Here is a 16174-nt window from a genome sequence, read left to right as displayed (position 1 = left end):
AGTTTAAGAATCTCACTGAACTGGAAGATGCAATCAGAGACTACATTGAGTATTACAATCAGAATAGAATCAAAATCAAACTAAAAGGACTAACTCCGCTTGAATATCGGAAGCTAGTCCTCAGTTAATAGCTAATATAAAGTGTCCTAATTTTAGGGTTCACATCAAAAATCAGAGACTCTTTTATTATATACATTTAAAACTAATCTTGATAGTTTACTAATTCTAAGAATGAATCAGGCTTAAGTGAGGCACCACCAACTAAACCACCATCAATGTCTGGTTTAGCCATTAATTCTTTAACATTGCCAGGATTTACTGAACCACCATATTGAATTCTAACGTTCTCAGCAGTTTCTTCGTTGTATAAATCTTTAACAGTGTCACGAATAGTTTTGCACATTTCTTCAGCTTGATCAGAACTGGCAGTCTTACCTGTACCTATTGCCCAGATAGGTTCATAAGCAATAACTAAGTTAGAAACTTGGTCAGCAGAAAGACCGGCAAGAGCGGCTTTTATTTGACTAACTACCCAATCTTCTTGCTTGTTAGCTTCACGTGTTTCAAGTGATTCACCACAGCAAATAATTGGCGTAATGTCATTAGCAAATAAAGCCTTAGCTTTCTTGTTAATGTCATCATCTGTTTCGTGAAAATAGCCACGGCGTTCGGAGTGACCAATAATACAATAGTTCATGCCCATTTCATTTAAAACTTTAGGTGAAGTTTCACCAGTGAAGGCACCTTCATCTTCAAAATAAGCATTTTCTGCACCGACGCGCAGGTTTGTGCCAGCAGCTGCGTTCGCTAAACTTTCAAGATCGACGGCAGGAGCACAAATCAGAGCTTCAACTTTACTTGCTTCTGGCAACTTGTCCTTTACAGCAGCAACAAATTCCTTTGTTTGCTTAGGATTCATATGTAATTTCCAGTTACCAGCAATAATTGGTGTACGCATGTAAATAATGTCCTTTCTTAAAGTCTATTTGTCTGAAATGCAGGCAATTCCTGGTAATTCTTTTCCTTCAAGGTATTGTAAGGAAGCCCCACCACCAGTTGAAATGTGGGTAATCTTAGGAGCAATACCAAGTTGTTTAGCGGCTGCTGTTGAGTCACCACCACCGATAATAGTAGTAGCATCAGTTAAATCAGCAAGAGCCTTACCAACTTCTAGAGTACCTTCAGCAAAGTTTGACATTTCAAAGGCACCCATTGGTCCGTTCCAAACAACAGTCTTGGCATCTTTTAAAACATCCTTAAACTTAGCAACAGTCTTAGGACCGATATCAAGACCCATCATGTTTTCTGGGATGTCATCGCCCACAACTTTACGGGCAGCATCGTTTGAAAATTCTGTTGCTGCAACGTTGTCAACAGGTAATACAATCTTGCCATCAGCGTCTTTTAACAATTTTTTAGCAAGGTCAACTTTATCTGGTTCAAACAAAGATTTACCAATTTCATGACCTTGGGCAGCTAAGAAAGTATAAGCCATACCACCACCAATTAAAATGTGGTCAGATTTTGGAATGAGGTTAGTAATAACGTCAATCTTGTCTGAAACCTTAGCACCACCTAAAATGGTAACAAATGGGTGTACAGGGTTAGCAACAGCATCACCTAGGAACTTGATTTCTTTTTCCATTAAGAAACCGGCAGCAACAGGCTTGCCATCCTTCTTCATGGCTTCAGCAATACCAACATTTGAAGCATGGCTTCTGTGAGCTGTACCAAAAGCATCGTTAACATACATGTCACCTAATGAAGCCCAGTATTCACCTAACTTAGGATCATTCTTGCTTTCACGCTTGCCAAAGTCATTGTCAATATCTTGGAAACGAGTGTTTTCCAAAACATCAACGTCACCGTCTTGCATTTTGGCAACAGCATCTTCAACCTCTTTACCTTCGTTAGCTGGAACAAAAGTTACAGGTTTTTTCAAAAGTTCGCTTAAACGTTCCGCAACAGGTTTTAATGACAATTCTTTCTTATCGTCATCAGACTTTACACGACCCAAGTGACTAAGCAAAATTGCTTTACCACCATTTTCAATAATGTATTTGATAGTAGGAAGTGCAGCAACAATTCTGTTGTCATCTCCAATGACACCATCTTTAATTGGTACGTTAAAATCAACACGGACTAAAACTTTTTTGCCTTTTACATCAAGGTCAGAAACTATTAATTTAGCCATCTATATCCTCCGATAACTTTATTTATTTAATTTTGAAAAAAAGGCGGAAGGAAGAATTTCCCTCCGCCTTCTCTTTTACCACCTAACAGTAATCAAATATTACAGATTAAAGAGTAGCAAATTTCAACAAAGTACGAACCATTTGGCAAGTGAATGAGTATTCATTGTCGTACCAAGCAACAGTCTTAACTAACTGATTGTCACCGGCAGTAGTTACCATGGTTTGAGTTGGGTCAAAGATTGAACCAGCAGTCATACCAACTACATCACTTGAAACGATTTCGTCATCGTTGTAACCAAATGATGGACTCTCGTACTTCTTCAATGCTGAGTTAACTTCATCAGCAGTAACTTTCTTGTCAAGGATTGAAACTAATTCAGTTAATGAACCATCAGTAACTGGAACACGTTGTGCATGACCGTTAACTTTACCATTCAATTCTGGAACAACAAGACCAATGGCCTTAGCAGCACCAGTTGAGTGAGGAATAATGTTAACTGCAGCAGCACGAGCGGCACGCATGTTACCACCACGAACAGGACCATCCAAAAGCATTTGGGTTGAAGTGTAAGCGTGGATAGTAGTCATAGTAGCTACTTTAATACCAAATTCTTTTTGCAAAGCGTCAACCATTGGTGCTAATGAGTTAGTAGTACATGAACCAGCTGAAACGATCTTGTCGTTTGCATCTAAAGTATCATCGTTTACTGAGTAAACAATAGTCTTTAAGTCATTACCAGCAGGAGCTGAAATCAAGACTCTCTTGGCACCTGCGTCAAGGTGAGCTTGTGACTTAGCCTTGCTTGTGTAGAAACCAGTACATTCAAGAACAAAGTCAACACCATCATTCTTAACCCAAGGAATGTTTTGAGCTTGAGGTTCTGCGTATACACGGTATTTCTTGCCATCTACAACGATTGAATCTTCAGTAGCTGAAACTTCGTGGTTGAAAGTGCCATGAGTTGAGTCATATTTTAGCAAGTGTGCCAAAAGTGCTGGAGTAGTCAAGTCGTTAATAGCAACAACTTCAATATCCTTTGACTTTTCGCCCAAATCCATAATGCGACGGAATGCCAAACGACCAATACGGCCAAAGCCGTTAATACCAATTTTAACTGTCATATTCTAAAGTCCTCCTTAAGAACTATGTAAGAACTGTAAACATCAATTTATTTTAAATGAGAATTATTTCTCCTTTAAAATCTTTTCTGAGGCTCCTTCATCAGTAATTAACCAGGTTTGATGAGGAGCATTGGGCATATAAGCCTTGATTGCTTTAGCCTTGCGACCACCGCAAGCAAATGCAAATATGTGAGGTATTTTATTTAGATTCTCAAACTGCAAGCCAACCTGATGCACGCGGTCAACAATCTTTCCTTCGCCATCGAAAAAACACCCAAAACACTCGGTGACTACTTTTTTTTCACGCAACTCGGACAAACGAACTGAATCGTATCCTCTGCGTCTTGCCATGTCGTGAGCTAGTCCAATTCCGTGAATTACAACATCGGTTTGTGAAATATCTTCAAGGACATCAGTAAATGTAGATTCACGAATTAAAGATTTGTATGCAGCTGATGAAATCTGTTCTGGTAAATATAACGTTTTATATTTACCACCTGTTTCAGCAGCCATTTCTTGAACGATAGTATTACTTTGAATAGCAACATTTTCGCCCAAAGCTCCACGACCCGGTACAAATACCAGTTGTCGATTTTTACTTAAACTTTTAGACAAATTCCTAGTCGATTTTGCAAGAGCTTCACCGCCAAGAACAGTAATAATTGAATGTCCTAACGGCAAAAGAAGATCCAGAGCTGCATTAAGCTCTTCACCCATTCTCTCATAAACCAAGTCCTGTAAATCGCTATCACCCGGTACAATAATTGTCCGTTCGATACCAAGTTTACGCGCCAAATCAATTTCTGTTTTACGAGCGTTAAACAAACGATCTATCAGAGGAGCAGCCTCCTGCAATATCTTTTTGCCCTTTTCTGTCATAAACATGCCAAAACTTTTGATCTCAATCAAACCATGATCACGAAGATATTCAGTTTCTGTTCGCACATTTCTTTCAGAAAGTCCTAGTGACTGAGCCACACTTCTGCGTCCTACTGGTGCATTAAGTGATATTTGCTCAAGAACAAGATATCTTTGTCGAAAAACTTTTAAGATGTCAGGAACGAGAGCTTCAAGCACGGGAAATTCCGAGTACATCAATATCTCTCCTTCTTCTGGGACCAAATTGACCCATTTATTGTCATTAGGTGTCCCAGAATGTCTAAAAATATATGAGAAACGTGACCTGACGCTAATCAAGTTACTCATTTCTCAATCGACAACTATAGTATAGCAACACACAAAAAATAATTCAAGTTTAAATGAATCAATTAGAAAGTCTTAATATTTTCGACCTAGTCTTTTTCTTAAAATAATACACCCTCTTTTTCTTTTGTTAAGGAAAAACAATTCAATTTTTAGTCTTTTTCTGTTATACTTGTTGTTGTGCCAATTTGGGTCCTTAGTGTAATGGATCGCACGTAAGATTCCGGTTCTTAAAATCTGAGTTCGACTCTCAGGGGACCCATTGAATTATAAGCAAAAGTGATAAATGGATTAATCCATTTATCACTTTTTTTTGATTTTATTTCTATTTTGAATATAAAAAAACTATTTACATAACATTTTAATGAAGATAGTATGTCTAAAGAAATAAGAGTAAAATATGACTATCCGCTTATAGAAAATGTGATAATTATGGAAATAAATAATTCAACACCTAAAAATGATAACTACCAAATGGTTCCTGATTATACTGAACAGAAAGAAATCTTCATGATTTGGCCAGAAAGACAGGATAACTGGCGAAACGGTGCGAAACCAGTTCAAAAAGTCTTCACAGCGCTTGCAAAAATTATTAGTGAATTTGAACCAATCACAATGTTAGTAAACCAAGACCAATATTTAAATGCTAAAAATAAAGTTGAAAAATTTGCAAGAGTAATCGAAATGTCTTCTGATGATGCATGGGCACAGGATACTTTGCCCGTGTTTGTCAAGAATGATAAGGGAAATATTCGAGCTGTAAATTTTAAGTTTAATGCATATGGTGGTTTAATTGACGGACTTTATTATCCATGGGAAAAAGATGATCAACTGGCAATTAAAATAGCAAATCTTCTTAGATTGGATTATTATTCTGTTGATAATGTCATTGAAGGCTGTTCAATAATTACTGACGGTGAAGGCACCGTTATCACTACAGAAGATGTTCTTTTAGCAGAAGACAGAAATTATGGTATATCAAAAAAATTTATAACCCAAATATTAGAACAGTATTTAGGAGCTCATAAAATAATTTGGCTAAGACACGGCTATTTTTTAGACGAAACTGGTGGAGATATTGATAACATGGTTTCTTTCATTAAACCAGGCGAAATTGCTATTACATGGACTGACAATCAGGAGAACCCCATATATTCAGCTTGTAAAGAAGCTTTTGACATTCTTTCAAATGAAAAAGATGCCAAAGGAAGAAGGTTTAAAATAACCAAATTTCAAATCCCCAAATTACAAAGACTGTCCGCAAAAGAGACTGAAGGGATTGACTTAATTAACGGTTTGATGCCGCGAACAATTAATCAGGTGCTGACAGCTACATATATTAATTATATAACTTTAAACAAGGTAATTATTTTCCCCAAATTTAATGATCCACAAGATGAAATTGCAGAAATAAAATTTAAAAAACTTTATCCAGATAAGAAAATAATTTCATTTCCAGTTCGTGAGATTTTAATCGGTGGAGGTGGCCTTCATACAATTGTAAAAGCTATTCCAAACTTTAGGAGATTAAAATGAACTTTTTTGAAATAGTTAGTTCTCATTTAAAAGATCTTACCGATAATGAACATAAACTTTTTGAATTTGTTGTTTCCAATATGGAAAATATTAATGGTAAAAGCATTAGATCAGTAGCTTCAATGGCTTATGTTTCTACAGCAACATTTATTAGATTCGTCAAAAAAATTGGGTTTTCTGGTTATAGTGAATTTGCTACCGTTATAAAATTTACTCTTATTAATGAAAAAGAAAGTCCAAACAAAAGCATTTTTTATACAGAAAAGCTGTCATACAAAGAAAGCTATCTAAAGAATATTGAAGAAACTATAAGAGTAATTAAGGATAAACAACTAAATTTAATTTCTCAAAAACTTAAGCAAAAACCAGAACTTTATTTTTTCGCTAAAGATGCAACAAAACATCTAGTAGAATATATAACATTTATTTATTCAATAGCAGGATTTAAAGTATTTTTTCCAAATGATCATAACTATCGTAAGATAATTTCGCGAGAAATTGATCAGGATAGCTTAGTTTTTATAATGAGTTTTAACGGTGAAAACAAAGAATTTATAGAGTTGATAAGTAACTTGAAAAGAGAAAAAGCACCCTTAATTGTTTCAATCACAGGAGCCGATAATAATACGATTCAAAATCTCAGTGACATAAATTTCTATTTTTTTACAGATTGCTTGAAATGTAACGATGTGGACATAGGCTCCAGAGTTTCTGTTGCTATCATAATGGAACTTATTCTCTATCAATTTTTATATGATTAACAGGATATTTTTATAATTGAGAATAATAAAAAAGTATAATCCAATTCCATAAGGATTATACTTTTTTACAATTTGAAAATTATTAAAATCTATATGTATTCAATTAATCAATACTTTTTTTAATAATTGTACCTGCTCCTTTTGTTAAATAATCTTCTATATTATTTAAAGACGTGATCACAGCTTCAGCATTCGGTTTTTTACTATTTTCAACAAATCTGACCGCTGATTGTACTTTGGGTAACATTGAACCAGCAGCAAATTCTCCTTGCTCAATGTATTTCTTAATTTCACTAACCTCAACTTTTTCAAGTTTCTTTTGATTTGGCATATTAAAATTCAAATATACATTATCTACGGCCGTTAAAATAATAAGTTTATCAACGTTAATTAGTTCAGCAAGCTTTTCTGAAGAAAAATCTTTATCAATAACCGCTTCTTTCCCAATAAGTCGATCGCCAGATTCTACAACTGGTGTTCCACCTCCACCAACGGCAATCGGAATATTACCTGATTCCATTATTGCTTTTATAATTTTGCTTTCCTTTATCACTAAAGGTTGAGGGGAAGGAACAACTCTTCTATAGCCTCTGCCTGAATCTTCAACCAACTTAAATTCACTGTTTTTTTCTTTTATTTGCTTTGCTTCTTGATGGCTGTAAAAAGGACCGATCGGTTTTGAAGGATTTTTAAAAGACGGATCATTTGGATTAACAATAACCTGCGTTATTACAGCTGCTGCCGACTGCTTTAAATTATTACATTCTAATTGCTCATCTAAAGCGTTTTGAAGCCAGTATCCTATACTTCCTTCAGTCATAGCTACTGCAGTATCAATTGGCATTGATGGATTATCTTTGGTTGAGCCTGTTGCCTGCTGCAAAAGTAGATTTCCTACTTGCGGACCATTACCATGAGTTATAACCAGTTTATTTCCTTTTTTTACAAACTTAATTAGTTGTTTGCAAGTTTTTCTTAAAGCTTCTTTTTGGGCAACATCACTTGCATCTTTTGTCAAAATAGCATTTCCACCAAGAGCTACCAGAATTTTAGCAGACATACTTTCATCCCTTCTCTATTTTGGAACTTGTTGAGTGATGCAATGAATATTTCCACCTCCAAGCAAAATTTCTCTTGCAGGTATACCTATTACTTTGCGGTCCGGATAACAAGCTTCTAATGTTTCTTTAGCTTTTTCATCATTAGGATCATTAAACGTTGGGAAAACAATTCCTCCGTTTGCCGTATAGTAATTTACATAGGAAGCGGCAAGCCTGTCGCCCTCTTTTCTAGGTAGAGTACCATCAACAGAATCTACTCCAGTAGCTTCGCTTTGCGTAATTCTCACTGGTTTTGGCACATATAGCTTAGTAACTTCGATTTGTCTTCCCTTAGCATCTTTTGTATTCTTTAAAACATCTAAATCCGCTTTTGATGCTTCATATTGTGGATCACTTTCATCATCTGTCCAAGCCAATACAACATGACCTGGTGAAACAAAATTCGCTATGTTGTCAACGTGTCCATTTGTCTCATCCTGATAAATCCCTTTTGGCAACCAGATAACTTTTTCAGCACCTAGGTATTCTTTAAGAATCTGCTCTATTTGATCTTTTGATAATTGCGGATTTCTACCTTTAGATAAAAGACACTCTTCTGTCGTAATCACTGTACCTTCACCATCAGAATGGATTGACCCTCCTTCAAGAGTAAAATCATCCAGCCTGTAGCGATCAACCTGTTCTAGCTCAGCCATTTTTCGTGCAATTTTGTCATCTTTATCCCAAGGAAAGTATAAGCCGTCTACTAAACCTCCCCAAGCATTAAAATGCCAATCAACTGCTCTAATGTTTCCCTCGTTATTTCTAACAAAAGTGGCACCACAATCTCTAATCCATGAATCATTGTTAGATAATTCAATAACCTCAATATTATCTGGCAGCAAAGTACATGCATTTTCATACTGATCGTCATTAACGCCCACTGTTACATGTTCAAACTTTGAAATTGCGGTAGCAACTTCCACAAAAGTCTTTTGAGCCGGTTTGCCCCCGTTACGCCAATTATCAGGTCTTTCCGGCCAGAGAATGTATACACCTTTATGTTCCTCAAATTCTCCTGGCATTTTATAGCCATCTTTTTTGGGACTTGAATTTAATGTTTTCATTTTATTATCCTCCATAAACTATTTTTCCATTAACCATTGTCATAACTGCATTAGTTTTTAAGAAGTCTTCTGGTGAAGATTTAAGTATGTTGCAATTTAAAACAGCAATGTCAGCTAATTTTCCATTTTCTATTGTTCCTAAATCTTTTTGCCGGTTTGAACATCTTGCCGATCCCAAAGTATAGGCTCTTAATGCTTCTTGAATATTTATACTGTTTTGAGATTCCCATGGTTTTCCGCCATTAATTGATTTACGAGTTACGGCATTGTATAAATTTTCGAATGGATTGAAATCAACTACAGGTGAATCAGTACCAAATGCGATTTTTGTTCCTCTTGCCAGATAATGCCTGAAGGGCCACATCATTTTTGTCCTTTTTTCACCAAGATCTTTCTCTTCACCCGCCGGATCTATTAGTGCATGTGCTGGTTGAACAGAAGCAATAACATTTAAGTCTCTCAATCTTTCAATGTCTTTTTCCTCAATGTTTTCCAAATGTTCAATATTAAACTGTACTTTGGATAAAACTTTATTGTCCAGTTCTTTTTCTACATTTTCGTAAACATTCAATGCTTCAGTTACCGCACCGTCACCAATAGCGTGAATTTTCACACAATAACCTTCTTTTGCAGCTTTTAAAACTCTTCTCTGCATAACATCTGGTTTTATTGTCAAATGACCCCTATCATCAGGATTTTGTGCATCACTGTAGGGTTCTGATAAATAAGCTGTATGCATACTTGAAACACCATCAAAAAAAGATTTTACGCCAGCAATACCAATCATGGAATCACCGGTAGCTCGTCCGCAGTTATTTTCTATTTGATGAATCCGAGAAAAATCATCTAAGAGAGTCGGGAACAGGTTTACACGTATGTTTAGTTTATTTTCACTGTATATTTGTTTCCAGCTTTGATCAGCAATCTGATCAGAATCTGGAACAGCGCTTCCAGCAACATCATCTATTTGAGTTATTCCAAAGCTATTCATTCTTTTAATAGTATCAATAAAAAGCTTGGAAGTGGTTTTTTCATCTGCAGTCATAATTTGACTGCTCAACTTCATAAAAGATGCTTCACCAATAATTCCAGTTAATTCTCCATTTTCAAACTTACCAAAATCAATGTTATCTTTAGTATTCTGTGGTGTGAAATTAAGCCTTCTTAAAGCCTCAGAATTTACCCATGTAGTATGAGCATTAGAATCCATTAGGAAAACGGGCGTATCAGGGAAAGCATTATCTAAGCTTTTCTTCGTTGGCAACTTTTTGTTGTCCCAGAGTAACTGATACCATCCCATACCAATTATCCATCCACCAATTAAATTTTGCGGTTTATCATAACGCTTTACTATATCAACACATTCTTTTTCTGATTTTGCATCATATAAGGACGGGCATTTTCCTGAATTCATTAATGCAGTCATCAGCATATGAACATGACCATCGTGAATTCCAGGAATCACTAATTGGTCACCGTAATCTAAAATCTTCGTATTTGGACCTATATATTTATCCAAATCTTGAAATCCAACATACAGAATTCTGTTTTTCTTTATTGCAATTCCACCATATATAGTTTCATCGATATTGCCAGTCCAGATCTGACTGCTTTTTATGATAATATCTGCTTTACAAATCATTTTAATTTTTCTTTCTAAGCTTTCTAAGCTCTTTTACTAATAAAAACAGAGCGACAGCAAAAGATATTATGTCTGCTATTGGTTGAGCAAACCAAATTCCTTTAATACCTGTTGTATATGCTAGCAGCAATGCCAGAGGGCAAGCACATATTAAAAACTTTAATGTACCTAGAAAGGTTGAAATACCAGCTTGTCCAACAGCTTGATAGTAGCCAGACATCATGTTGATACTAGAACCTAAGGCTGTTAACCCTACTACAACAATGCCGGAGGTTGCCGTGATATTAACAACCTGGCTATTCGTGGTAAAAATTGATGTAATTGGTCGTGCAAACGCTGCAAAAATAGCAGTTAAAGCTGCAACAGAAACAATGTTGGAGATCAAGCTTACTTTAAGCAATTGTGCCAGTCGTGAATTTAATTTCGCACCATAGTTGTCACTTGCAATTGGTTGCATTCCTTGCATTAAACTGGTAGTTATCATGTTTAAAACATAAAATATGTAACCATTTATGAGTCCAAAGGCTGCAATATCATAGTTATTTCCAAAATGGCCTAATACTAAATTCATAATCCAGTTATAAGCAGCACTTGACAAAGTTATTAGTATAAAAGGCATGGAAAGTACAATTGCGTGTTTTAAGTCCTTCCAATTAAACTTTAGATCAAAAGACAAATGATATTTATTCGTAGATTTGAAGAAAGGAACAAAAGAAAAACAGAAAAGAGCTATACTTAAGCCATAATATATAGCTGAGGCGATGATACCAATATGGGCAATAAAAATGCCCCAGTATAATTCACTAATTGCTATTAAAGCAGCGATTGCAGTGATCCAGCTTGCCAGTCCCGGCTTTTCATCAACCCTAAGCATAGGTATGCCAATTTGTCCTACGAAACAAAATGGGTAACTAATCATAAACACCCTGATAAATTGTATTGACATTTGCTTAACTGGTCCTCGAGCACCTAGTGCCGTTGCAACAGGTTCAGCAAATACAGCGATTAAGGTTGCTAAGATAATAGAAAAGATCAATGTAAACCAGACGCCATCATTCCAAATTTTTCTGGCTTCTTCTTCTTTTCCTTGTCCTTTATACTGGGCTGCAATAGTGGTAATTCCAATACCTAACCCAGTTCCAATAGCATCATTAATAAGTTCAAGAGGCATAATGATACTGACAGTTGCCAATCCTTCCGCTCCAAGTCCATTTCCAGTAATAATAGCCTCAAGAATAACCATTACACATTGTGCAAACATGCCTGCAAGTGTAACAAACCCATATTTCAGAAATAATTGATTGACGTTTTTAGTTTCAAACTCATTTGTTTGAGTATTTTCAGATTGCATAGTTCTTACCTAAACCATAGTTAATATTTGATACTCAGATCATCGTTATCTCTATAAGGTTCATTAACTAGCATTTCTTCAAGTTCGCCTTTATATTTATTCTTTAAAGCATCTGAAGCCATTTTTATTCTAGGATTAAGCAAATAAACAAAAATCGCCCGCATAGCTGTTTTACGATTACCTGCTTGATCCCATGCTAGTGAATGCTCACCATCGAGAACAGAATCACTTACTTCTTCACCACGAGAAGCCGGCAAACAATGTAGGAATTTAACATTTTTGTTTCCAGTTTTTTCCAGCAATTGATCATTAACCTGATATTTAGGATAAAAAATCTTCATATATTTGTCTCTTTGTAATTCTTTATCATATAAGCCATACCAAACATCGGTATAAATAAAGTCAGCATCTTTTAAAACTTCCTCATCATCAGAAATTTCGATTGAACCACCGTTTTCTTGAGCTATTCTTTTTGCATGTTCTAAAACATCTTTGGGCATTTGATTAGTTTTAGGACCAAACTGAGCAAATTCCATTCCCATTTGTGCACAGAAAAACATAGTTGAAATAGCTACTTGAGTTGCATCACCAACAAAAACCAGCTTTACATCCATTAAATTTTTTCCTTTTGGCAAATTCTCCTCAATAGTTATCAGATCTCCCAACGCCTGGGTGGGATGACTTTCATCACTCATAAAGTTGACTACTGGCACTTTTGAAAACTTGGCCAGGTTTTCAACCTCTTCATGACGATTAACTCTGGCACCAATTATGTCCAGTAATTCACCTAATACATGACCTGTATCATTTAAACTTTCATGTCCGCCTTCTCCTAATTGAATTTGACCAGGTGCTAAATATAGTGCATGACCTCCAAGTTCTGACATGGCAGCTTCTGCAGAATTCCTGGTACGAGTGGAAGTTTGTTCAAAGATCATTCCTAAATTTCTATTTTTTAATAGTTGCGGATAGTAGCCATTTCTAATAGATTCTTTGATCTTTATCCCTAAATCAACCATAAATTGCATTTCATTTTGCGAAAAAGTAAAAGTATCAATGTAATCTCTTTTTTTCATATTTAATTCTCCTTTTTAACTAACAAATTATCTTTTACAATCACAAATATACATGGATATTCAATAATTTGAAATCGATTTCAATGTTTATGCAATGGGATTTTGATTGCTGTAGAAGCGTTTCATTTTATGAAACATAATTCACCACTAAACATAACCTTAATATCTAGTTTTTTGGTTGAGTCATAAAGTCAAACAATGTATTATCAATGAAACATGATTCATGTTGATATTTTCGGCAAAATTCAAAAAAAGCCAATCTAATTTAATAGATTGACTGTAAAAATTATTTAAACCTAAAAACTTTTATATTATTTTATTTACTCTGTAATTTCATTTAAAACATCTAAAGACTTACCTTTAAGCAAATACGTAAATACTGCTCTCATTGCTGTTTTTTTGTTTGCAGCTTGCTGCCAGATAATTGAATTTTTGCCATCAAGTACAGAAGCCGTTACTTCTTCGCCCCGGTTTGCTGGCAAACAGTGCATGAACTTAACGGACGAATTTTTTGTCTTAGCTAGCAGATCATCATTAACCTGATACTTAGGATAAAAAATCTTCATATACTCTTCTTTATCAAGTTCTTGCTCATACAGACCATACCAGACATCTGTATAAAGGAAATCAGCATTTTCTAAAACTTTTTCGTCATCAGATAGTGTAATTGTGCCACCATTTTCTTGAGCCATTTTTGTGGCTTTGTCCAATATTTCTAAAGGCAGATGCTTTTCTTCAGGACCATACTGAACAAAGTGCATCCCCATTTGTGCACACAAAAATAGTGCTGAAACTGTAATCTGAGTTGCATCCCCCACAAAAACCAGCTTAACATCAGATAGTTTTTTCCCTTGAGGCAAAAATTCCTTGATTGTAATTAAATCTCCAAGGGCTTGTGTTGGATGATCATTATCACTCATAAAATTAACTACAGGTGCAGGTGAATTTTGAGCAATTTCAACAATATCGTCATGACTGGCAGTTCTAACCCCAATGATATCAACCAGGTCACCTAAAGCATGACTCGTATCAGCTAAGCCTTCATGACCATTTTCTCCCAATTGAATTTGACCAGGTGCTAAATACAATGCATGACCTCCAAGTTCAGTCATGGCAGTTTCAGCTGAACAACGTGTTCTTGTAGATACCTGATCAAAAATCATACCCAGACTTTTTCCTTTTAATAACGATGGGTAATATCCATGATTAATAGTTGCTTTAATTTTAATACCCAGCTCAGCTAAATATTGCATTTCATCTTTTGAAAAGCTACAGGTATCAATAAAGTCTCTTTTAACCAAAAAATCCTCCTTAAAATAATTTCTATTTATGTTGTTGCGTACCATAATACAGGAATTCGGCTTTTTTTTAAACTAATTGGAGGCGAATATAAAAAGTCTTAATTACTTTTAAAACATTTTAAAGTAAGAGTTGAAGTATAAATTTTAAATTAAACTTATAATTGAAAGTATTTTTCATTTATCTCAAGTTCAAAAATGATAAACAAAAAAAGCAGCTTGATTATCAAGCTGCTCAGTATATATTTTTAATTCGTGTTACCGGCTGTTAATTCCCCTCTTTGAGCAAACTCAACATAAAGCTTATTGCCATAAGAGGATAGCCCTTCAATTTCACGTCTAACATTCAAATGGTGGGTCTTCTTAAATGTACCATCTTTATCAACTTTAAAGATGTAATCATTAAAGCCAACATAGAATTGACTGTGCTTTTGATCATAAGTGAATCCTTGAACTGGAGAATGATTGCTTACAAAGTTGCCTTTCGTAGCGCCAACTTCAACTGGAGTCCAGGTGTCACCACTGCGGGTAACTTTCCAATATTCATAATAACCGTGGCCACCATTATGGAACAGGCAATACATTGTATTGTCACCGGCAAATGTAGCATTGTGAATATATCTTGGACTACCATAATTAGAAATTCTAAAGGTCCAAATTTGATTAATCTTCATATCTGACTTACGTATTTGCAAGATTTCTTCAGAAGCATCTGAATTGCTTGAAGTATTATTATTGGCAATTACGTAAACATATTTAGAAGATGAACCAATAGCCTGACCATGTCCTAGTTTGATATAAGGACTAACTTTAATATGTGATGCATATTTCTTAAAAGTTGACCAGTTTAGGGTTAATAAGTTTTGTGCCTTAAACTTGTTAATGTGTTTTAAGTCATAAGAAACTAAGTGACCGTTTTGTGCTTTGCTTGAGTTAAAGACTGCAACTGTGAAGTTCGAGCCATGAACAGTAATTCCTTCAGGAATTACACCTACCTGACCCATTTTATCTCCTGCCTTATTGTAGTCAAGACTCACAAATCGAGGCTGGAACAACTTAGTTCTCAAAGTTAAACCATTAGCTTTAAAAGTATTAGATCTGGTTTCAGGAGTATAGTGATGAGCTGCATTCCAATTTCTGGATGAAGACTTAGAACTGCCCTTCCACGTAGAAACTTCCTTTGGACCATTCTTAGGAGTTTTATTTGCCCTTGCAATACCTTCATTCTTGTCAGAGCGAACTGTGACGTCTACGCTAGCCTTAGCTTTGCCATAACTGTAATCTACAGTAGTCTTTCCTGGCGTACCCGAGTTAATCTTAGATTTAGAAACATTAACTTTATTTGCATCAACAGCGGTTCCAGTATCATCAGTCACATAATTAATCGCATCTTTAGTATTAAATGAATATTGATTATTTTGTACTAAACTAACTTTGTTGGCTACTGAAATCTTATTTCTGGCAAAAAAGTTTTGGTTAACCCAACCAACTGTGCGACCATCAACAATTATTTTCCAAAACTTGCCTTTCTTAGTAGCAATAGACTTCTTAGACTGAATCTGTGCGTGTTTGAAATACTTCGTAGAGGTGAATTTGCCAGATGGTCCCTTCTTTGATGCACTATGATAAACTGCGTAGTTGCCATTGCCAGCTATCTTAGTAACAGCCTTATGATAACTTTTAGCAGAAATGTATGAATTATTACTCCCAACAAATAAGCCAACTGCTGCTATCGTTCCAGCAACTAGCAATTTGTTTTTAAATTTTTTTTCCATTAAAGCTTACAACCCTTCTTTATAATATAATAACAGTTTTGCACTTTT

The 16174-nt window shown here is 35.3% G+C and carries 14 protein-coding genes; 3 read left to right on the top strand and 11 right to left on the bottom strand.

Annotation, left to right across the window (positions count from 1 at the left end; all coding sequences use genetic code 11):
* A partial coding sequence (locus F5ESL0261_RS03530) for an IS3 family transposase (protein WP_147446222.1) occupies positions 1-128 on the top strand: 128 nt, incomplete at its 5' end.
* Between the two features lie 74 nt (positions 129-202).
* On the opposite strand, the gene tpiA is transcribed toward F5ESL0261_RS03530, so the two are convergent.
* From tpiA to F5ESL0261_RS03510, 4 genes are all read right to left on the bottom strand, one after another.
* A complete protein-coding gene (tpiA, locus tag F5ESL0261_RS03525; protein ID WP_122052179.1) occupies positions 203-958 on the bottom strand; it encodes a triose-phosphate isomerase in 756 nt (251 codons plus the stop codon).
* 24 nt (positions 959-982) lie between these two features.
* The gene (pgk, locus tag F5ESL0261_RS03520) at positions 983-2194 is read right to left on the bottom strand and encodes a phosphoglycerate kinase (RefSeq protein WP_122052178.1); all 1212 of its coding nucleotides are present in this window, start codon (positions 2192-2194) and stop codon (positions 983-985) included.
* 106 nt (positions 2195-2300) lie between these two features.
* Positions 2301-3317 carry a type I glyceraldehyde-3-phosphate dehydrogenase gene (gap, locus tag F5ESL0261_RS03515; RefSeq protein WP_034977515.1) on the bottom strand — a complete coding sequence of 339 codons (1017 nt, stop codon included), beginning with the start codon at positions 3315-3317 and terminating at the stop codon, positions 2301-2303.
* A 63-nt stretch (positions 3318-3380) separates the two neighbouring features.
* Positions 3381-4412 carry a sugar-binding domain-containing protein gene (locus F5ESL0261_RS03510; protein ID WP_045927821.1) on the bottom strand — a complete coding sequence of 344 codons (1032 nt, stop codon included), beginning with the start codon at positions 4410-4412 and terminating at the stop codon, positions 3381-3383.
* 483 nt (positions 4413-4895) lie between these two features.
* Between F5ESL0261_RS03510 and aguA (F5ESL0261_RS03505) the strand changes: the two genes are divergently transcribed.
* Together aguA (F5ESL0261_RS03505) and F5ESL0261_RS03500 are read left to right on the top strand one after the other, a co-directional pair.
* Positions 4896-6056 (top strand): agmatine deiminase, encoded by a 1161-nt coding sequence (gene aguA / locus F5ESL0261_RS03505; RefSeq protein ID WP_233560890.1) that lies wholly within the window; start codon positions 4896-4898, stop codon positions 6054-6056.
* Positions 6053-6817, top strand: a complete 765-nt coding sequence (locus F5ESL0261_RS03500) for a MurR/RpiR family transcriptional regulator (RefSeq protein ID WP_109586100.1) — start codon at positions 6053-6055, stop codon at positions 6815-6817. The genes aguA (F5ESL0261_RS03505) and F5ESL0261_RS03500 overlap by 4 nt, the downstream gene beginning before the upstream one ends.
* Positions 6818-6920: 103 nt before the next feature.
* Here F5ESL0261_RS03500 and arcC read toward each other — a convergent pair whose 3' ends face one another.
* From arcC to F5ESL0261_RS03465, 7 genes are all read right to left on the bottom strand, one after another.
* Positions 6921-7877: a carbamate kinase gene (gene arcC, locus F5ESL0261_RS03495; RefSeq protein ID WP_122052177.1), complete on the bottom strand. Its 957-nt coding sequence runs from the start codon at positions 7875-7877 to the stop codon at positions 6921-6923.
* Positions 7878-7892: 15 nt separating this feature from the next.
* Positions 7893-8984, bottom strand: a complete 1092-nt coding sequence (gene aguA / locus F5ESL0261_RS03490; RefSeq protein WP_109586098.1) for an agmatine deiminase — start codon at positions 8982-8984, stop codon at positions 7893-7895.
* Positions 8985-8988: 4 nt separating this feature from the next.
* Complete coding sequence (locus tag F5ESL0261_RS03485) at positions 8989-10626, bottom strand: amidohydrolase (RefSeq protein ID WP_122052176.1); 1638 nt, start codon at positions 10624-10626, stop codon at positions 8989-8991.
* Position 10627: 1 nt separating this feature from the next.
* Positions 10628-11977 carry an MATE family efflux transporter gene (locus tag F5ESL0261_RS03480; protein WP_122052175.1) on the bottom strand — a complete coding sequence of 450 codons (1350 nt, stop codon included), beginning with the start codon at positions 11975-11977 and terminating at the stop codon, positions 10628-10630.
* 20 nt (positions 11978-11997) lie between these two features.
* Positions 11998-13053: an ornithine carbamoyltransferase gene (gene argF, locus F5ESL0261_RS03475; protein WP_122052174.1), complete on the bottom strand. Its 1056-nt coding sequence runs from the start codon at positions 13051-13053 to the stop codon at positions 11998-12000.
* A 320-nt stretch (positions 13054-13373) separates the two neighbouring features.
* Positions 13374-14354 (bottom strand): ornithine carbamoyltransferase, encoded by a 981-nt coding sequence (argF, locus tag F5ESL0261_RS03470; RefSeq protein ID WP_122052173.1) that lies wholly within the window; start codon positions 14352-14354, stop codon positions 13374-13376.
* Positions 14355-14599: 245 nt separating this feature from the next.
* Positions 14600-16126: a GW dipeptide domain-containing protein gene (locus tag F5ESL0261_RS03465; RefSeq protein ID WP_122052172.1), complete on the bottom strand. Its 1527-nt coding sequence runs from the start codon at positions 16124-16126 to the stop codon at positions 14600-14602.
* Between the last annotated feature and the right edge of the window lie 48 nt (positions 16127-16174).

This window comes from Lactobacillus sp. ESL0261, assembly GCF_003693025.1.
GTDB lineage: Bacteria > Bacillota > Bacilli > Lactobacillales > Lactobacillaceae > Lactobacillus > Lactobacillus kullabergensis.
Note: the sequence above shows the minus strand (reverse complement) of the source record. Positions and strands in the feature narration are given on the sequence as shown.